The organism is Fusobacterium sp. IOR10 (assembly GCF_010367435.1).
GTDB lineage: Bacteria > Fusobacteriota > Fusobacteriia > Fusobacteriales > Fusobacteriaceae > Fusobacterium_B.
Map to the genome: position 1 here is coordinate 1 of NZ_WJWY01000029.1, position 20,290 is coordinate 20,290.

Sequence of the window (20,290 nt, forward strand, 5' to 3'; positions counted from 1 at the left end):
TCACATCCTTTCTTTTGGTGTCGCAACTTAATTGTAACGGATTTTTTTATTTGTCTCAATTTTTTTTTGCAAAAAATAAAGGCATTAGTATTTTTACAAATACCAACACCAAATATTATAGACCCAATAAAAAAAAGACGAGTAATCTCGTCTTTTTTTATTAAATAATTAATTTGTTTCTGATACTAATTTTCCATTTCTTATCATAGTTAATACAAATTGATGAGCATCTACTAATCCACTTGTATAAGAAAATTTAGTTTCACCTTCGTATAAACCATTCATAAGAACTTTTTGTTGTTCTTCTAGGTTCATCTCTAAAGTTTCAAAATCTATCTCACCATTTTTATATTCTTCCACTAAAGCATCATATGTTTGATCAAAAGTTTCTTGATAAATATCGTTAGCAATATCTATAAATTTGTTTTCTAAATCCATTGTTCCTCCTAATTTTAATCCTTATAGTTATATAATATTTAATTTATTATTTCATTTGTTCTAATAATGTTTTATACTGTGTTCTCATTATTTTTATTGATATTTTTTTATGAATTTCATACCATTTTAATTGAAGAACTCCCATACCTCTCAAAGAATCTCCTAACATTCTTTTTAAAAAATCAAATTCTTCATAACTTACCTTTAATTCTTTTAGAGCTTTATTTTCACAAGATTTTTTAATATAATCTAAAAATAATAAAACTCCTTTCATTTGACTTGTATTCCCATAATTTTTTTCAAATTCTTTTTTTATTTCCATCACAAATCTAAGTAAAAACTTTTTGTGACTTTTTTCAAGTTTTATAACATATTTCCTTTTGCTTTTTCCAATTTTTTGCATTAATCCCATCATTCCCATCATAGATGACATTTGACTCATTTCCATTGGATTAACCTTTTCTGGATTTATTCTTTGACCTTTCATTCACAACCTCCGCTCTATATTTTTCCTATTATTTTTTCTATATCTTCCTTTGAAATACTACCTTCTCTTAAAATTTTAATATTTTCATTGCTCATATCTATTATAGTTGATGCTTCTCCTATGGGACTCTTACCACCGTCTATAACTATATCAACTCTATTTTTAAATTCTTGTGATAACTCATCATAAGAACGAGGAGTATGTTCTCCAGAAATATTAGCACTTGTAGTTGGAAGGATTCCTCCAGCACTTTCAATAATTTTTAATGCTACTTTATGGTCAGGCATTCTAATTCCAACTGTTTCACCATTTGAAATCATTATTCCTGGAACAACATCCTTTTTTCTTAAAATTATTGTTAGCCCTCCAGGCCAAAAAAATTCTATTAGTTTTAATATCTTTTCTTTATTATAATTAATTTCTGCTATTTCTTTTATTTTTTCTAAACTACTTACAAGAGCTATCAAAGGTGAGGAAAAATTTCTAGTTTTAGCCCTATATATATTTTTTATAGTTTCTTCATTACTCATTATACCACCAATACCATAAACTGTATCTGTTGGATAAATTATTAGCTGTCCTTCTTTTAACTTTTCACCTATTATCTTATAATCTATATCTCTTGCTTTCATTATTTACACCTCTTAAAAATAAAACCTTCAAAATATTTTATCATAAAAATTTTAAAAAAGCTAGCGATAACACTAGCTTTTTCCATATTACAAGCTCTATTGGTACTTATTTTATATTATCAATACTTTCAAATAATTCTGAAATTGATTTATGTGTTACTATTCTTCTAATAGTTTCTGCAAATAATCTGTCTATTGATAAAACTTTTATTTTATCTATTTTCTTCTCTTCAGGAAGTCTTATTGAATCTGTAACTATAACTTCTTTTACTGTACATTTTTCTAATCTCTCAACTGCTGGACCTGAAAGTATTGCATGGCTACAACAAATATAAGATTCTTTAGCTCCTCTTTTCATTATTGCTTCTACACCATTTGTAATTGTTCCTGCTGTATCTATCATATCATCTATAAATATAGCTTTTTTCCCTTGAACATCACCAATTAAATTCATTACTTCTGATAAATTAGGTTTTGGTCTTCTTTTATCAATTATTGCTATTTTACAATCTAACCATTCAGCTAATTTTCTAGCTCTTTTTACTCCTCCAATATCAGGGGAAACTACTACTATTTCTTCTCCTCTTAGACCTTTATTCATAAAGTATTTAGCTAATAAAGGTAATGCTTGTAAATGATCAACTGGAATATCATAGAACCCTTGAATTTGATCTGCATGTAAATCCATAGTTACAACTCTATCTGCTCCTGCAACAGTTAACAAGTTTGCAACTAATTTTGCTGTAATCGGTTCTCTAGGACTTGATTTTCTTTCTTGTCTTGCGTACCCATAGTAAGGCATTAAAATATTAATAGTTTTCGCTGACGCTCTTTTTAATGCATCAATAAAGATCAATAATTCCATTAAATTTTCATTTACTGGCCCTGATGTTGGTTGAATAACAAATACATCTCTTCCTCTAACTGTTTCATCAACTCTTACATAAATTTCTCCATCTTTAAATCTAACAATCTTTGCCTTTCCTAATTCTAAATCAAGTTTCTTAGCTATTTTTTCTGCTAGCTCCACATTTGATGTTCCTGAAAAAATTTTAACTTCTTTCATGTCCATTTCCATAATTTTTTTATTTCCTCCATTTAAGTTTTGTTAACTGTTTAGTTCTTTCTACAGCAAGTGCGTTTGCTGGCACATCCTTTGTTATTACAGAACCTGCCCCTGTTAATGCTTTATCTCCTATTGTTAAAGGAGCTACTAACATTGAACTACTTCCTATAAATACATTCTCTCCAATAATAGTGTTAAATTTATTTGTTCCATCATAGTTACAAGTTATTGTTCCTGCCCCTATGTTTGTATCTTTCCCTATAGTTGCATTACCTAAATAAGTTAGATGACCTGCTTTAACTCCTGGTTCTAAAGTTGATTTTTTAACTTCCACAAAATTTCCAATATGGACTTTATTTTTCAAGTGACTTTTAGGTCTAAGATGTGCAAAAGGTCCCATTGTAACAAGATCTTCAATTATAGAATCTTCAATTACTGAGGATTCTATAGTTATAGAATTTCCCAAATTACTATTGATTATTCTAGTATTTCCTATTATTTCACATTTCTCACCTATTTTAGTGTTTCCTTGTAAAATAACCGTTGGATACAAAAGTGTATCTTTTCCAACTTGAACATTTTCTTCTATATAAGTAGTTTCAGGATCCATAAATATAACACCATTTTCCATTAACTCATTATTTTTTCTTTTTCTCAAAACTTTAGAGGCTTTAGCTAGTTCAATTTTAGAATTAACTCCTAATATTTCTTCGTTATTATCTAAAATAAAACTAGAAACTTTCTTATTTTCAGATACTTGAATTTTAACTATATCTGTTAAATAATACTCGCCCTTTTCATTTTCATTTGTAATCTTGTCAAGAGCTTTAAATAATTCACTTGAATCACAACAATAAACTCCTGCGTTTACTTCTTTTATTTTTTTTATTTCATCACTAGCTTCTTTTTCTTCAATTATTCCTACTACATTTTTATTTTCTTTAACAATTCTTCCATAACCAAAAGGTTTTTCATAAATAGAAGTTAAGATTGTAGTAATAGATTTTGTTTTTTTATGATAATCGTACATTTCTTTTAAAGTTTCACTTCTTAAAAGTGGAGTATCTCCACATAAAATCATAACATCTCCATTATAATCCTTAAGTAATTCTTTAGCTTGAAGTACTGCATGCCCTGTTCCCAACTGTTGTTCTTGAGTTACATACTTTATATCTTCTAATTCATTTAATATTAACTCTTTTTTATGACCTAATATTAGAATATTTTCTTCCACATTTAGTTTATTTAATTCATTTAATATCTTCTTTACCATGGGAATTCCATTTACCTTATGAATAACTTTAGGCAAATCAGATTTCATTCTTGTTCCTTTTCCTGCTGCTAAAATTAGTGATTTAAGTCTCATCTTACATCTCCTTAACATTTAAATCTGACTATTTATTATAGCACAAGTGATATGTATTTTCAATATAACCACTTTCATTATAGATCTAATTATTTAATTTATTGTAAGCTTCATTAATTTTTTTAAATTTTTCCTCGTGACTATTTCTAACATTTTCAGGCTCATTGGAAAATTTATCTGGATGATGCATTTTTGCTTTTTCTCTAAAAGCTTTTTTTATTTCCTCTTTACTTGCTCCTTCTTGGACACCTAAAGTTTGATAATATTTAGATTTATCTTCAAAAGGACTACTTCCAAAAGTATTTCTTGAACCACTCCCATTACTTCCATTATAATAATTTCCGCTTTGTCCAGTATAATTTTTAAAGAAATCTTCAAAATCCTGTTGATTTCCTGTTTTGTAATAATAAGTTCTTGTTCTTTTAGGCCTATTTCTATTTTTAATCATATTGTATATTATAATAATTAAAATAATCGGGAAAAATCTTATAATTATGAATCCAAACATCATAAATAAAGATATCCCAACAAATAAAATCATTAATAAGATCAGTAATTCCATTTTTTCTCCTTTTTTCATTATGCAAATTCTATTTTAAATTTCATATAAATATAAAATAGAAGAAAGAATATTCTTTCTTCTATACATTTTAAAATACTTTTCTGTAAATTACAATATTTATTTAATTTTTTGTTTCAAAAGAACAATTTTGTCAAGAATATTTCTGTCTCTAGGATCTATTCCATAAGCTGCTCTATACTCTCTCAAAGCTTTTTTATATCTCCCCATTTCTTCATATTTATTGGCAAACTCCAAATGAAGAGTGTATATATCTATATCTGAAAAAATAGCCAAATCAAAATGTTTTGTAGCTTCTACTATATTTCCAATTCTAGAATATGCATTTCCCAAAAGAAAATTTACAAAAGTAGCATTTTTTATTTTAGATATTGCTTCTAAAAAATATTTTATCGCTTCCTCTAGCTCATCTAACTCATAATGTAAAAATCCAAGAAAAGCAAAATTATCTCCATTTTCCCCTTCTAATTTTATTAACTTTTCATATATGTTTATAGAGCATTGATAATTTTTTCTATAATATGTTAAAGCTGCGAGTTCTCTTAATTTATTAATATTTTCTGGATCTCCTAATAAATCTAATCTAATACTTTCTTCTTTTTCCAAAATATTTTCTACATTATTATACTTTTTAAAAATTTCTGTCTTAAGCATTATTCCACCTCTCAATATTGCAAATCTAAAAGTAAGTATATTTTCAATAATCTATTTTTTTTCTTTGGCTTCTTCTTCTTTGGCTTCTTCTTTATTTTTAGGAATTGGGTTTCCAAACATCCATTCTAAATGTCTTTTCAATCCTAATAAATCTATTTCTTTTCCATCTACAACTATTTTATTTTCATCAGGTATACTAATATATCCCTCAGCTAAAGGAACATTTTTATCCAAGCTATGTTGAATTTTAATTGTATGGTCTAATCCAACTGGTTGAAATTCTGTTTTTACTATTTTTATTAAATCATCATTTTTTAATATTTCTTCTATTTTTTCAGGGGATATTTCCCTTTGAGGTGGATAATCAGCTATAAATAGAGTATGCTCAGATAAAAATTTAACCTTGTCTTTTCCTATCTTTTCAAATAATTCTATTGTATATTTCCCTCTTTTAGGTATTATAAATTTATCTAAATCAAATATTTTTTTACCTACACCAAATTGGTCTACCATAGGTCTAAATTCACCTTTAGTTATTAAATCATCATTTGTACCATTTATTCTTATTTCAAATAATGTTGGCTTTAAAATTTCTTCTATAGTTAGTACTATTGACATATGCTCCATTGGTACAGGAAATATAGGCTGAATCATATTATCAAAACTTCCTAATATATCAACTGCCCCACCTAATTGTTTATTCATTTGTGCTCTGTGTGCAACTATTATACTTTTTACTTTCATAATCTTCTCCTATTCTGTTAATTAGATTTGTTTTTGTTCCCTTTAAGATATATTAACACAATTTTATCAAAATTTAAACATTCTATTTATTATTTGTTTCTATTGGCTATATAATCAGCAAGGTTTATTAAATTTTCACCACTTTTTTTATCAAAATTATCAAGGATTTTAGCCTTTGATTTTTCAATAATTTCTAACAACAATTTTTTACTTTCTTCTAATCCTATTAGAGATGGATAAGTTGATTTATCTAGCTCTGTATCACTTCCTATAGGCTTTCCTAGAGATTCAAAATCTCCTTCTATATCTAAAATATCATCTTTAATCTGAAAGGCCATTCCTAATAAATCCCCATATTCTTCCAATTCTTTTCTAATTTTAGCTGGGGCATCCACTATTATACAAGCTATTTCTATAGGCAACTTTAATAATTTTCCAGTTTTATTTTCATGTATGTATTTTAAAGTTTCTAAATTTATTTTTTTACCTTCACTTTTTATATCTATCATTTGTCCACCAATCATTCCATTTATTCCAGAATAACTTGAAACTATTCTAATTATCTCAACTATTTTTTCTGGAGAAATCAATCCCATATTCTTCTCTGATAAAATATTAAATGCATGGGTTAAAAGAGCGTCACCAATTAAAATTCCCTCTGCTTCTCCAAATTTTTTATGAGTTGTTAATTTCCCTCTTCTATAGTCATCATTATCCAAAGCAGGTAAATCATCGTGAACCAAAGAATAAGAATGAATCATTTCTATTCCAACTGCTGAAGGTATTCCAATCTCTTTTTCCTTTCCTAACAGATCTAGTATCATAAAAAGTAAAATTGGCCTGATTCTTTTTCCACCATTTAATACTGAATATTTCATTCCCTCTGATATTTCACTTGGATATGATAATTCTGATAAAAAAAGATTTATTTTTTCTTCAATAAATGCTTTATTTTCACTTAAATAAGATTTTAGCATTATTCTAATCTTCCTCCTCTAAAATAACTTCACCGTTAACTTCCTTAACTTTTAATATTTTTCCCTCTGCTTTATTCAATATATCTGATGATTTTTTTATAAGTTTCATGGTTTTTTCATATTCCTTTATAGATTCCTCTAAGGTTAATTCTCCTGATTCTAAGTTTTTTATCATTAAATCAATATTTTCTAAATTTTCTTCAAAACTATTTCCCTTTCCCATCTTTAACCTCCTTCTATAATTTTCTTTCTAATGCTATTTTAACAAATATTACTAATTACTTCAAATAAAAAACCTCCTATGTTTATACACAGGAGGTTTTTCTATTCATTTACAAAAAAAGACAATGCTTTTTTACCATAAACTCTTCTATCTCTAAATTTAAAATCTTCTATATCTTCTATTAAATCTTCACGAACATGATGCTCACAAATTATTAAACCACCTTCAGCTGAAATGTCTGCTTTTCTTATTTCCTTTAAAACACTTCTACAAAGTTCTTCTTTATAAGGGGGATCCATAAATATAACATCAAATTTCTCTCTCTTTTTCCCTAAAATTTTAACTGCTCTTAGAGCATCATTTTTATAGGCTCTACATTTATTTTCAAAGCCTAAATTATTTATATTTTCTATTATTATCCTTAAAGCTTCTGTGTCTTTTTCTATCATTACAGCTCTTTTAGCCCCTCTACTCAAAGCTTCCAAAGCAATGTTTCCAGTTCCACTAAATAAATCTAAAAAACAACAATCATTTATATATGGAAGGATCATTGAAAAAAGAGCTTCTTTTACATTTGCAAGAGTTGGTCTAGTATCCATTCCCTTTCTACTTTTAATAACTCTTCCCTTTGCCTCACCAGCTATTATCTTCATAAATTCTCCTTTTTATAATAAATTTTAATAAATAAACATTGAATCTCCAAAACTAAAGAAATGATAATCTTTTGAAACTGCTTCTTCATAAACTTTTAACATAAATTCTCTAGTTGAAAAAGCAGACACTAGCATCAATAAAGTTGATTTTGGTAAATGGAAGTTTGTAATTAACGCATCTATTATTTTAAATTTATATCCTGGATAAATAAATATATCTGTATCATCTATCTCTGAAATCAATTTTCCATCTTCTGTTGCAGCTGATTCTAAAGCTCTTACTGTAGTTGTTCCCACAGCAACAATTCTTCTCCCCTCAGCTTTAGCTTTATTAATTATTTCACAAGCCTCTTTTGGAATTTCAAATTTTTCAGTATGCATCTTATGATCTAAAACATTCTCCTCTTTAACAGGCCTAAATGTTCCAAGTCCAACTTCTAGATAAATATCTACAATGGTAATTCCTTTTTCCTTTATTTTTTCCAAAAGTTCTGAAGTGAAATGTAATCCTGCTGTTGGAGCAGCTACTGATTCACCTCTTTTTGCATAAACTGTTTGGTATCTTGATTGGTCTTCTAATTTTTCCACAATATATGGAGGTAATGGCATTTTTCCAAGTTTATCAAGTACTTCTTCAAAAATTCCCTCATAATAAAATTTGATAATTCTATTTCCATCATCTTTTATTTCTAAAAGTTCTCCAATTAACTCTTTATTATTTCCTATATATATTTTTTGACCTAGCTTTAATTTTTTAGCATGCCCTAGTAAACACTCCCAAGTATCTAAACTTTTTCTTTTTAGTAGAAGAACTTCTAAGAGAGCTCCTGTTTCCTTATTTCCAAACATTCTAGCTGGAATTACTTTAGTTGAATTTCTAACTAGAACATCTCCTTCTTTTAGATAGTCTATTATATTATAAAAATATTTATCTTCTGTTTCTTTATTTTTTTTATTTACTGTTAATAGTCTAGCATGATCTCTAGGCTCTCTAGGATGTTGTCCTATTAATTTTTCTGGAAGATTATAATCATAATCCTTTAACAATGTAGACATTTTTTCTCCTTATTTTTATATTTTTTGTCCCAATATAACTCTCTCTATTCCACCATAATCTAAAACTCTATCTATAATTTTATATCCTTTTTTTTCCATCATAGAAACAACTTTTTCCCCTTGGTCATATCCTACTTCAAAGGCTAAATATCCACCTCTTTTTAAATATTCCCAAGCTTCTTCTGTTATTTTTTCATAAAAATAATATCCATTTCCATTATCTGTTAGAGCATTTTTAGGTTCATATATTTTCACCTCTGGCATTAGGTTTTCATACTCATCAACTGGTATATATGGAGGATTTGATACTATTAGATTATAATTCTTATAATTTATATTTTCAAATAAATTAGATTTTATAAAACTAACATTTTCAGCTAAATTCAATTCTTTATTAGAATTTGCAACTTCTAAAGCTTCTTCACTTATATCTGCTCCTAAAACTTCACTTTTATTAATTTCTTTACCTAAAGAAATTGATATTGCTCCACTTCCTGTTCCCATATCTAAAATTTTAGGAAATTCTTCTTTTTCCAATAATTTCTTACATTCATCAACTAAAATTTCAGTGTCTTGTCTTGGAATTAATACTCTACTATCAACATTCATAGGATAACCATAAAACTCCCATTCCTTTAATATGTACTGAAGAGGTTCTCTATTTTTACCCCTTCTTTGTATATAGTTTCTTATGGTGTTTCTTTTTTCTTCATTTATTTCCACGTTAAAACTAAGCATAAGAGCATTTCTCTTAACTTGTAAAACTTGAGCAAAAATATACTCTGCATCTATTCTAGCATTTGGCACATTATATTTTTTTAAATAGCTTATACTTTTTCTAAGCAAAATTAAATTTTCTTTTTTGAAATTTTCTGTATTAGTATTTTGATTTTGGATATTTTCTTTTTCAATATCATCAAATTTTTTATTAGTTTTTACCATTTGAAGTAGAATTTTTTTTATTTTCATTTTTTCTTCATTTGTTAATTCCATCTGAAAATTAGAATAGAGATCTATTCTCTCTATTCCTAAAACAAAACTTATTACTTTCTCGCTCTCTAGGCGAGATTTTGAAAAGGAGTATTTTTCCAAATACTCCTTTGAAAATTTTATTATTTCCAACAACTTCATAAACTACCCCGCTATATTTTGCAACTTTTCTGCTTGATCAAACATAGTTAATGCATCAATCATTTCCTCAATATCTCCATCAAGGAAAGCTTCTAGTTTATAAACTGTAAATTTTATTCTATGATCTGTTATTCTTCCTTGTGGGAAATTATAAGTTCTTATTTTTTCTGATCTAGATCCACTACCTACTTGTAATTTTCTTTCACTTTCAACTTCAGATCTTTGTTTTTCACATTCCATTTCATATAATTTTGAAAGTAAATGTTTCATTGCTTTTTCTCTATTTTTCAATTGAGATCTTTCATCTTGACATTGAACAACTATTCCAGTTGGTAAATGAGTTATTCTTACTGCTGAATCTGTCATATTTACATGTTGTCCACCTGCTCCACCAGATCTGTATGTATCTATTTTTAATTCAGAAGGCTTTATTGTTTGAATTTCTTCAACTTCATCAATTTCTGGCAATACTGCAACAGTAGCTGTTGAAGTATGAACTCTTCCTGCTGATTCTGTTTCAGGAACCCTTTGAACTCTGTGAACTCCAGATTCAAATTTTAATTTAGAATAAGCTCCTTGCCCGTTTATAGAGAATACAACTTCTTTTACTCCACCAACACCAGCATCTTGAAATTCAATAATATCCATTTTCCATCTATGTCTTTCAGCAAATCTTGTATACATTCTATAAAGATCCCCAGCAAAAAGAGCTGCTTCATCTCCACCTGCTCCACCTCTGATTTCAATAATTACATTTCTGTCGTCATTTGGATCTTTTGGTAAAAGTAAGAATCTTAGATTTTCTTCAATTGCAGGAAGTTTATCTTCTAATTCGTTCATTTCTTCGTTCATCATTTCTCTCATATCTGGATCTTTTTCAGATTTTATATTTTCTTTTACAAAATCTAATTCTTCTCTAAATTTTTTGTATTCAGTATATTTTTCAACTATTGGAGTTATTTCTGTTAAAGCTTTATTATATTCTATCATTTGTTTTGTATTACAAGCAACCTCTGGAGTCCCTAATAATTCCGTAAGCTCTTTATGTCTTCTTACTACTTCATCTAATTTTCCAAACATTTTTTTCTCCTTATTTTTCCCTATTTTTTCTCATATTTTAACTTATAAATTATATCATACAATTTTATTTTTATCTAGAACTAAAAAAAGGCGTTCTAATAGAACATCTACCAGAACACCTTTTAGTTATATCTTTTATTTAGTTTCTTCTTCAGCTATTGCTTTGTTTATTTCGTCAATTATCATGTCTGCGTTTAGACCATGAGATGATATTCCTTCTCCTAAAGATTCTCCAGATGCTACCATACAACCAATACATCCTAATCCATATTTTCTAAAAATCATTCCAACTACTGGATATTTTCTAGCTACTTCTAATATATTACTATCTTTACTTACTGCATTTCCCATATTATTCACCATTCCTTTTAGTTATTAAATATTATAAAATAAGTATACATAAAATTATAATGTTTGTCAATCAAAATTTACTATCTTCCAACAACATTCAAAAGGTCATGCACTCTTACTATTCCAACTAATTTTTCTTCTCTCATAACTGGTAAAACAGATATTTGACTTTCTCTATTCTCCATAAGATCCAAAGCTTCTATTGCCATAATATCATCTTCAGCAGATGTAAAACTTCTAGTCATAATATCTGCTGACTTCATTTTAAAAAACTCCTCTTTTTTAGATAAGGCTCTTCTTAAATCCCCTTCTGTTATTATTCCAGTCATTTTATTTTGATCATTTAAAACACAGACAGCTCCCAATCTTTTTTTTGTCATAGTAAGTATTAATTCATCAACTGAAGCTGATTCATTGACTAAAGGTATTTCCTCTCCTGAATGCATAATATCCTTTACCTTCATAAGTAAACGTCTCCCTAAAGTTCCTCCTGGATGATAAACAGCAAAGTTTTCAGGTTTAAAATTTCTCTTTTCTATTAAAATAGCAGCTAAGGCATCTCCCATTACCAATGTGGAAGTTGATGAAGCCATTGGAGCTAGATTTAATGGACATCCTTCCTTTTCTATTCCTATATTTAAAACGCATTCTGATGTTCTTCCTAATGGAGATTTTTCATTCCCAGTCATAGCAATAATTTTAGCTCCTATTCTTTTTATTGAAGGCATTAAAGAAAGTACTTCATCACTATTTCCACTATTTGATATAGCTATAACAATATCTTCTTTACAAACCATACCTAAATCCCCATGAAGACCTTCAGCTGAATTCATAAAAACTGTATGGGTACCTGTGGAAGCAAGTGTTGCTGCTATTTTTTTCCCTATCAACCCTGATTTTCCAATTCCAGTTATTACCACTTTTCCTTTGCAATTAAATATTAATTCAACTGCCTTTTCAATATTACCATCTAATTTATTTCTAACTTTTTTAAGCTCATCTATTTCTGAATCAAATAGATTTTTAGCCATATTTATAACATCCAATTTATTTCCTCCAATTTTATTTTAGTATCCTTAGTATAATTAATATTATACCGTTTATAAATATATATTTCAATATAAAATACTTTTAAGTAATTATTAATTTACCTATTAATAATCTAATATTTATGATAAAATATACTGAAAATAATCTAAAATTTTAGGAGTGTAATTATGTTTATACCTACAACTTCAGAAGAAGTTAAAAATATGGGATGGGATTCTCTTGATATTATTCTTGTATCTGGTGATACCTATATCGACTCATCATATAATGGTACTGCTTTAATTGGAAAGTGGTTAATGAAAAATGGATTTAAAGTTGGAGTTATTGCTCAGCCAGATATTAATTCTCCTAAAGATATTACTAGATTAGGGGAGCCAAATTTATATTGGGCAGTTTCTGCAGGATGTGTTGATTCCATGGTTGCTAACTACACTGCAACAAAAAAAAGACGACATAAGGATGATTTTACTCCAGGGGGAGAAAATGATCGTAGACCAGATCGAGCTTCAATTGTTTATACAGGTCTTATAAGACGATTTTTTAAAGGTAGCTCAATTCCAATAGTACTAGGTGGTATAGAGGCTAGTCTTAGAAGAATCACTCACTATGATTATTGGTCTAATAAACTTAGACGTTCTCTTCTTTTTGATGCTAAAGCTGATATTTTATCCTATGGAATGGGTGAAAAATCAATGCTTGAACTTGCTAAAGCAATTCACTCTAATAAAAACTGGACAAATATTAGAGGATTATCTTATATTTCTAGAGAACCTAACAGAAAATATATAAATCTTCCTTCCTTTGAGGAATGTGTTCAAGATAAATTTAAATTTATAGAAATGTTTAATACCTTTTATAAAAATTGTGATCCTATAACAGCAAATGGATTGAATCAAAAACATGGGGAAAGATATCTTGTACAAAATCCGCCTTCTGAAACATTTTCATCAAACATGTTAGATGAAATTTATGAAATGGATTATGAAAGAGATGTTCACCCTTATTATAAAAAAGATGGTGTAGTTAGAGCTTTAGACACCATTAGATATTCCCTAACAACTCATAGGGAATGCTATGGAGAATGTAATTTCTGTGCTATTGCTATTCACCAAGGAAGAACAGTGTCATCTAGAAGTGAATCTTCTATAATTAAAGAAATTACCACTATAACAGAGGATAAAAAATTTAAAGGCCATATTTCTGATGTAGGTGGACCAACTGCCAATATGTATTAAATGGAATGCTCAAAAAAATTGGAATTAGGTGCATGTAAGGATAGACGTTGTCTTTATCCTGAAGTTTGCCCATCTTTAAAGCCAAATCATCTAAAACAAATTGAGCTTTTGAAAAAACTTAGAAATATAAATAAAATAAAGAAAATTTTTGTAGCCTCTGGAATTAGATACGATTTAATTATTGGGGATAATAAAAATGGAGATAAATATTTAGAAGAAATTGTTGCTCATCATGTTTCTGGCCAAATGAAAATTGCACCAGAGCATACTGAAGATAAAATATTAGACCTTATGGGAAAACCTAAAAAAGATAAACTTCAAGAATTTAAAGATAAATTCTATAAACTTAATAAAACTTTTGATAAAAAACAGTTTTTAACTTATTATCTAATAGCTGCTCATCCAGGATGTAATGAAAAAGATATGTTAGATTTAAAAGTTTTTGCATCACAGGAATTGAAAATAAATCCAGAACAGGTTCAAATTTTCACTCCAACTCCATCAACTTATTCTACATTAATGTATTATACTGAAATTAATCCATTTACAATGAAAAAAATCTTCATTGAAAAGGATATGGGGAAAAAGGAGAAACAGAAGAAAATTATCATACCTAACACTCAATATAAATACTCAAAAACAGAAAAACAAAAAGTAAATGTAAATAAAAAAAGAATTAATCCAAAAAAGAAATTTAAATAATTTAATAAAAGATATAGAGGAGGCAAAATGAAACCTATCGTTGCTATTGTTGGTAGACCCAACGTTGGTAAATCTACCCTATTTAATAAATTAGTAGGACAAAGAGCTGCCATTGTTGATGACCAACCAGGTGTTACTAGAGATAGACTTTATAGAGACACTGAATGGAATGGAAAAGAATTTGTTTTAGTTGATACTGGGGGACTAGAACCAAGAAGTAATGAATTTATGATGACAAAAATAAAAGAACAAGCTGAAGTTGCTTTAAACGAAGCTGATGTTATAATGTTTATTGTTGATGGAAAAGCTGGGCTTACTGCCCTTGATGAAGAGGTTGCTTACTATTTAAGAAAGAAAAGCAAACCTGTTATTGTTTGTGTTAATAAAATAGATAACTATTTATCTCAACAAGATGATCTTATTGATTTTTGGGCCCTAGGATTTGAAGATGTAATTGGTATTTCTGCTGAACATAAATCAAATCTTGGTGATATGTTAGATTTAGTAATTAACTCTTTTGAGCAAATAGATTTCCCTGAAGAGGAAGAAGGTTTAAAAATTGCAATAATTGGTAAACCTAACGCAGGTAAATCTTCCCTTGTAAACAAACTTTGTGGTAAAAACAGAACTATTGTTACTGATATTGCTGGAACTACAAGGGATGCTATTGATACTGTTGTTGAATTTAACGACAATAAATATGTACTAATTGATACTGCTGGAATTAGAAGAAAATCAAAAGTTGACGAAGATTTAGAATACTACTCTGTTTTAAAAGCTTTAAAAGCCATAAAAAGAGCTGATATTTGTTTCCTTATTTTTGATGGTAGCCAAGGACTTACTGAGCAAGATAAGAGAATTGCTGGTATAGCCTATGAAGAAAAGAAACCAATTGTTATTGTTTTTAACAAATGGGATTTAATAAAAAAAGATAAGTATACTATGAAGGAAAAGCAAGAAGATTTATTAGCTGAACTTCCTTTCTTATCTTACGCACCTATTGAATTTATTTCAGCATTAACAGGTCAACGAACTATTAATTTATTTGGAATATCTGATCAAATTTATAAAGAATATACTAAAATGATTTCAACAGGTCTTCTTAATACAATTGTTAATGAAGCTGTTATTATGAATCCACCTCCAACAAGAAAAGGAAGAGTTACTAAAATAAACTATGCTACTCAAATTGCCACAGCGCCACCTAAGTTTATTGTATTTTGTAATTATCCTGAATTAATGCATTTTTCTTATATGAGGTACCTTGAAAATAAATTAAGAGAATCCTTTGGTTTTGAAGGATCTCCTATGCAAATAGTTTTTGAAAAAAAACATTAATCTAAAAAACCTTTAAGTATTAATACTTAAAGGTTTTTTATTTGAGAAATTTTATTTTAAATTAAAATGAATATGTCCATCCTATTGCAAACTCACCATAATAATCATCTGCATCATCATTTTCACCATGACCAGTATATTCATTAAACTCATACAGATAATATCCATCTATAGTTAAAGCCTCTGTTAATAAATAATTTGCTCCCACTTGAACTCCATATTTATTATTTTCTTGCCACTCTGTAGAATCTTTCATATCTGCATCATGGGCAAATTGATATCTTAATTCTCCATTAATTGCTAATTTATCATTTGAGTATAAATCTGCCATTAATCTAACTTGGTGAACAGATTCCTTTTCTACACCATCATTATTAGAATCTCCTCTATAATCACTTGCTTCTATATAATATCCTATGGAAACTGGCCCGTAAGTTGCAATTACTGGCATTGCTTCTATATAGAAACTATCTGCATCATCATTCCCACTACTACTAACATAAGCTGGCTCAAACCATCCTGACAGCATACCATAAGAATAGTCTCCAAGTAAGAAATAAGAATCAGATTCCTTTTCTTGTCTCCATCTAACTCCTAAATTAACATTTTCATAAGCTCTCATTGCTGATAAATCTAATCTACTTCCTGTACTTCCAAATCCATCATCAGTATCAGTATTCCATTCTTTTCTTGCAAACAATCCAAATGTCCAATCATCCCCATAAGCTAAATTAACTGAGTTTCCTAACATTACAATACCTACATTTCCATCTTCAGAATTTGAGTCATTGTCTATTTCTATTGACTGACCCACTGAGGTTACTTTTAGCATTGGTGCTGGTGCTACTTCTGCCACTGGCATAACTTCTTTTCCATAGGCTGATGAGACTATTGCCAAGGATGCTAATAAAATTGATATCTTTTTCATAATTTCCCTCCTGAAATTTTAGTTGTAACTTTTAAATTTAAATAGAATATTTTTTTGCTTTTTCTTTATTTTCATTAGGTTTACTTACTAATAAATAAATTAACCCAAATAATAGAATTATAGCTACTCCTGTTAAAAATGAAAACTTATTTCCTGTTAAAAATAATGATAATTGATAAACTATTAAAGATATTATATATGCAAATATAGTTAAATATGATATTGCAAACCAAGTCCATTTTGAATTATTCATTTCTCTTTTTATTGCACCTATTGCTGCAAAACATGGAGCACAAAGTAAATTAAATATCATAAAAGAATATGCTGATATAACTGTGAAATCCTTTGCAAAATTTTGCCAATATTCTGTTCCATTGTCAGCTACATCTGCAAAACCATATAAAACACCTAAAGTTCCCACAACATTTTCTTTTGCTATTAGTCCTGTAAATGTTCCAACTGTAGCTTGCCAAGTTCCAAAACCTAATGGTTTAAATACTGGTGCTATAAACATACCTATGTCAGCTAAGAAGCTGTAGTTATTATCTTCAACCATAATTATAGAACCATCAACATATCCAAAACCTTGTAAGAACCATAAAATTACAGCTGATACTAATATTACTGTTCCAGCACGTTTTACAAAAGACCATCCACGTTCCCCTGTACTACGCAAAATATTATTTAATGTTGGCATATGATAAGATGGTAATTCCATTACAAAGGGAGCTGGATTCCCTGAAAACATTTTTGACTTCTTTAATATAATCCCTGATATAACAACAGCTGCAACACCTACAAAATAAGCTGAAGGTGCAACCCACCATGCTCCTTTAAATAATGCTCCTGCTATTAGGGCAATTATTGGAAGTTTAGCTCCACAAGGAATAAAAGATGTTGTCATTATTGTCATTTTTCTATCCCTATCTTGTTCTATTGTCCGAGATGCCATTATACCTGGAACTGAACAACCAGAACCTATTAACATTGGAATAAATGACTTTCCAGAAAGTCCAAATTTTCTAAATATTCTATCCATTATAAAAGCAACTCTAGCCATATATCCACAATCTTCTAAACAAGAAAGTAATAAAAATAAAACTATCATTTGAGGGACAAAACCAAGAACAGCTCCTACTCCACCTATTATTCCATCTACAATTAGTCCAATAAGCCAAGGAGCAACACGTAATCCTTCAAGTAAGCTAGTTACTGCTGGAGGTATTAAATCTCCAAATATAAAGTCATTTGTATAATCTGTTGCCATTGCACCTATAGTTGTTACAGAAATGTAGTAAACTATAAACATTACAAGGGCAAAAATAGGTAATGCTAAAAATCTATTTGTTATAATTGCATCAATTTTATCTGATGTACTTAATCTAGAAGTGTTTTTTTTCTTTACACTTTTGCTAACAACTTTTGATATATAAGAGTACCTTTGGTTGGTAACTATGCTTTCTGTGTCATCGTCTAATTCATTTTCACAAGAAACAATATGTTCTTTTATGTGAGATACTGTGTCTTCTGAAAGATTTAGTAATTCCATAATTTTCTCGTCTCTTTCAAAAAGTTTCAAAGCAAACCAACGAATACTAGATTTTTCTACTTTATCTTCTATTAACTCTTCAATATGTCCTATGGCATGCTCCACACTTCCTTGAAAAACATGAGGTAATTCACTGTTATTTTTTTTCTTTACAAGCTGAATTGCTTTTTCTGCCGCTTCCTTTGCTCCTATACCCTTTAAAGCAGAAGTTTCAACAACCTCACACCCTAAAGCCTTACCTAATTCCTTTAAATCAATCTTATCCCCATTTTTACGAACAACATCAATCATATTTAATGCTACTATAACAGGTATACCAAGTTCAATTAGTTGAGTAGTTAAGTATAAATTTCTTTCAATATTTGTTCCATCAATTATATTGATTATTACATCTGGTTTTTCATTAATAAGATAATTTCTTGCAACTACTTCTTCTAAAGTATAAGGGGATAAAGAATAAATACCAGGTAAATCCTGTATTATTACATTTTTATGTCCTTTTAACTTTCCTTCTTTTTTTTCTACTGTTACCCCTGGCCAGTTACCTACATATTGATTACTACCAGTTAAATTGTTAAACATAGTTGTTTTTCCACTATTGGGATTTCCTGCCAATGCTATTTTTATATCCATCTTCCCTCCAAAATAAAATAATTTCCAGTTAGTATACACTAACCCACCTATATAAAAATATTATCTAACTTCTATTAATTCAGCATCTGCCTTTCTAATAGAAAGTTCATAGCCTCTTACATTAATCTGTATTGGATCACCTAAAGGTGCAACTTTTCTTATAAAAAGTTCACTATTTTTTGTTATTCCCATATCCATTATTCTACGTTTTGTAGCTCCTTCCCCGTAAAGTTTTACAACTGTTACTGTTTCTCCTACTTTTATATTATTTAATGATTTCATCAAAATTCCTCCTTTACACTTAAAAAACTTAAAATAGTCAAGCTGAAAGTTAGTCTTCACTAACCTTTAGCTTGACTATGAGAATTCTATCACAGGTCAAAAAAAAAGTCAACATAATATTTTTATATACGAAGCTTTGTCTGTCAAATATTTTACATGAACTTTGTTATTATCATTTTTGCTGCTGTTATAGCTGTTATAACTAAGAAAAATGGTTTTATAAATTTAGCCCCTTTAGCTATAGCTATTTTAGCTCCAATTTGAGCTCCTAAAAACATTACAATTCCTATAGCTATAGCATATGGATAATTAACCTTTTTAAAATAAATAAACATAGCTAAACTAGCTATATTTCCAGTTAAATTAAGAATTTTAGAATTTCCACTGGAATTTATAAAATCCATTCCATATATTTTTATAAATGCAAAAGTTAAAAAAGATCCTGTTCCTGGACCAAAAAATCCATTATAAAATCCTATTAAAGTTGCCATTAAAGCACCTTGCATCATATTTTTTTTTGTTTTTCCTTTATAATTATCCTCAACACCAATTCCTTTATTAAATAGCATATAAAAAAACATAAATACTAAAAGAATTATAATTAGAGGTTCCAAAAATGCATCGTTAATCTGAGTTAATACAAAAACTCCAAATGCTGCTCCACAAATATTTAATCCAATTAAATACTTAAGAACTTCTAAATTAGTTTTACCAGATGTAAAAAATTTTAAACTACTACCTATGGAAGAACAAACAGAAGAAAATTTATGTGTCCCCATAACTAAATGAATAGGTAATCCTGTTGATATCATTGCTGGTAAACTTATTAACCCACCACCTCCAGCTATTGCATCAACTGCTGAAGCGATAAAACACATAACTAAAACAAATATAAAATTCTCAAATGACATAGCTGTAAACAATCCTAACATAACTCCCCCCTTTAAAACTTTATGATTGTATTTATTGTATCATAAAAAAGACTAGAGAGTAATCTCTAGTCTTTTATTTTGGGTCTATAATATTTGGTGTTGGTATTTGTAAAAATACTAATGCCTTTATTTTTTGCAAAAAAAAATTGAGACAAATAAAAAAATCCGTTACAATTAAGTTGCGACACCAAAAGAAAGGATGT

General features: G+C 28.5%; 21 protein-coding genes and 1 pseudogene. 2 read left to right on the forward strand and 20 right to left on the reverse strand.

What is annotated here, in order from left to right:
• Positions 1-168: 168 nt before the first annotated feature.
• The 16 genes from GIL12_RS08180 to GIL12_RS08250 all read right to left on the reverse strand — a co-directional run bounded on the left by GIL12_RS08180 (position 169) and on the right by GIL12_RS08250 (position 12,469).
• Positions 169-438 carry a hypothetical protein gene (locus GIL12_RS08180; protein WP_163469999.1) on the reverse strand — a complete coding sequence of 90 codons (270 nt, stop codon included), beginning with the start codon at positions 436-438 and terminating at the stop codon, positions 169-171.
• 46 nt (positions 439-484) lie between these two features.
• Positions 485-925: a hypothetical protein gene (locus GIL12_RS08185; protein ID WP_163470000.1), complete on the reverse strand. Its 441-nt coding sequence runs from the start codon at positions 923-925 to the stop codon at positions 485-487.
• 14 nt (positions 926-939) lie between these two features.
• Positions 940-1,557: an L-threonylcarbamoyladenylate synthase gene (locus GIL12_RS08190; RefSeq protein WP_163470001.1), complete on the reverse strand. Its 618-nt coding sequence runs from the start codon at positions 1,555-1,557 to the stop codon at positions 940-942.
• A 106-nt stretch (positions 1,558-1,663) separates the two neighbouring features.
• Positions 1,664-2,635: a ribose-phosphate pyrophosphokinase gene (locus GIL12_RS08195; RefSeq protein ID WP_163470002.1), complete on the reverse strand. Its 972-nt coding sequence runs from the start codon at positions 2,633-2,635 to the stop codon at positions 1,664-1,666.
• 7 nt (positions 2,636-2,642) lie between these two features.
• Positions 2,643-3,989 carry a bifunctional UDP-N-acetylglucosamine diphosphorylase/glucosamine-1-phosphate N-acetyltransferase GlmU gene (gene glmU, locus GIL12_RS08200; protein WP_163470003.1) on the reverse strand — a complete coding sequence of 449 codons (1,347 nt, stop codon included), beginning with the start codon at positions 3,987-3,989 and terminating at the stop codon, positions 2,643-2,645.
• 85 nt (positions 3,990-4,074) lie between these two features.
• Positions 4,075-4,551 (reverse strand): DnaJ domain-containing protein, encoded by a 477-nt coding sequence (locus tag GIL12_RS08205; protein ID WP_163470004.1) that lies wholly within the window; start codon positions 4,549-4,551, stop codon positions 4,075-4,077.
• Between the two features lie 117 nt (positions 4,552-4,668).
• Positions 4,669-5,223: a M48 family metallopeptidase gene (locus GIL12_RS08210; protein WP_163470005.1), complete on the reverse strand. Its 555-nt coding sequence runs from the start codon at positions 5,221-5,223 to the stop codon at positions 4,669-4,671.
• A gap of 51 nt (positions 5,224-5,274) precedes the next feature.
• Positions 5,275-5,967 (reverse strand): hypothetical protein, encoded by a 693-nt coding sequence (locus GIL12_RS08215; RefSeq protein WP_163470006.1) that lies wholly within the window; start codon positions 5,965-5,967, stop codon positions 5,275-5,277.
• An 89-nt stretch (positions 5,968-6,056) separates the two neighbouring features.
• Complete coding sequence (locus GIL12_RS08220) at positions 6,057-6,944, reverse strand: polyprenyl synthetase family protein (RefSeq protein ID WP_203522581.1); 888 nt, start codon at positions 6,942-6,944, stop codon at positions 6,057-6,059.
• 4 nt (positions 6,945-6,948) lie between these two features.
• Positions 6,949-7,167, reverse strand: a complete 219-nt coding sequence (gene xseB / locus GIL12_RS08225; RefSeq protein WP_163470007.1) for an exodeoxyribonuclease VII small subunit — start codon at positions 7,165-7,167, stop codon at positions 6,949-6,951.
• A gap of 101 nt (positions 7,168-7,268) precedes the next feature.
• Positions 7,269-7,820, reverse strand: a complete 552-nt coding sequence (gene rsmD, locus GIL12_RS08230; RefSeq protein WP_163470008.1) for a 16S rRNA (guanine(966)-N(2))-methyltransferase RsmD — start codon at positions 7,818-7,820, stop codon at positions 7,269-7,271.
• A 24-nt stretch (positions 7,821-7,844) separates the two neighbouring features.
• A complete protein-coding gene (gene queA / locus GIL12_RS10070; RefSeq protein WP_203522583.1) occupies positions 7,845-8,876 on the reverse strand; it encodes a tRNA preQ1(34) S-adenosylmethionine ribosyltransferase-isomerase QueA in 1,032 nt (343 codons plus the stop codon).
• Positions 8,877-8,891: 15 nt separating this feature from the next.
• On the reverse strand, positions 8,892-10,007 hold the full coding sequence (prmC, locus tag GIL12_RS10075; RefSeq protein WP_203522585.1) for a peptide chain release factor N(5)-glutamine methyltransferase: 1,116 nt from the start codon (positions 10,005-10,007) through the stop codon (positions 8,892-8,894).
• A 3-nt stretch (positions 10,008-10,010) separates the two neighbouring features.
• Positions 10,011-11,087 (reverse strand): peptide chain release factor 1, encoded by a 1,077-nt coding sequence (gene prfA / locus GIL12_RS08240; protein WP_163470009.1) that lies wholly within the window; start codon positions 11,085-11,087, stop codon positions 10,011-10,013.
• Between the two features lie 135 nt (positions 11,088-11,222).
• Positions 11,223-11,438, reverse strand: a complete 216-nt coding sequence (locus tag GIL12_RS08245; protein WP_163470010.1) for a DUF1858 domain-containing protein — start codon at positions 11,436-11,438, stop codon at positions 11,223-11,225.
• Between the two features lie 80 nt (positions 11,439-11,518).
• Entirely contained in the window at positions 11,519-12,469 is a 951-nt protein-coding gene (locus GIL12_RS08250; protein WP_203522587.1) for an SIS domain-containing protein, read from the reverse strand.
• A 186-nt stretch (positions 12,470-12,655) separates the two neighbouring features.
• Between GIL12_RS08250 and GIL12_RS08255 the strand changes: the two are divergent.
• A pseudogene (locus tag GIL12_RS08255) lies at positions 12,656-14,425 on the forward strand (YgiQ family radical SAM protein).
• Between the two features lie 27 nt (positions 14,426-14,452).
• Positions 14,453-15,763, forward strand: coding sequence for a ribosome biogenesis GTPase Der (gene der / locus GIL12_RS08260; protein WP_163470012.1), 1,311 nt, complete (start codon positions 14,453-14,455; stop codon positions 15,761-15,763).
• Positions 15,764-15,824: 61 nt separating this feature from the next.
• Here der and GIL12_RS08265 read toward each other — a convergent pair whose 3' ends face one another.
• The 4 genes from GIL12_RS08265 to GIL12_RS08280 all read right to left on the reverse strand — a co-directional run bounded on the left by GIL12_RS08265 (position 15,825) and on the right by GIL12_RS08280 (position 20,087).
• Positions 15,825-16,691, reverse strand: a complete 867-nt coding sequence (locus GIL12_RS08265; RefSeq protein WP_163470013.1) for a hypothetical protein — start codon at positions 16,689-16,691, stop codon at positions 15,825-15,827.
• A 37-nt stretch (positions 16,692-16,728) separates the two neighbouring features.
• Entirely contained in the window at positions 16,729-18,873 is a 2,145-nt protein-coding gene (gene feoB / locus GIL12_RS08270; RefSeq protein WP_163470014.1) for a ferrous iron transport protein B, read from the reverse strand.
• A gap of 60 nt (positions 18,874-18,933) precedes the next feature.
• A complete protein-coding gene (locus GIL12_RS08275; protein ID WP_163470015.1) occupies positions 18,934-19,155 on the reverse strand; it encodes a ferrous iron transport protein A in 222 nt (73 codons plus the stop codon).
• Positions 19,156-19,307: 152 nt separating this feature from the next.
• Complete coding sequence (locus tag GIL12_RS08280; protein WP_163470016.1) at positions 19,308-20,087, reverse strand: TSUP family transporter; 780 nt, start codon at positions 20,085-20,087, stop codon at positions 19,308-19,310.
• Positions 20,088-20,290: the final 203 nt, after the last annotated feature.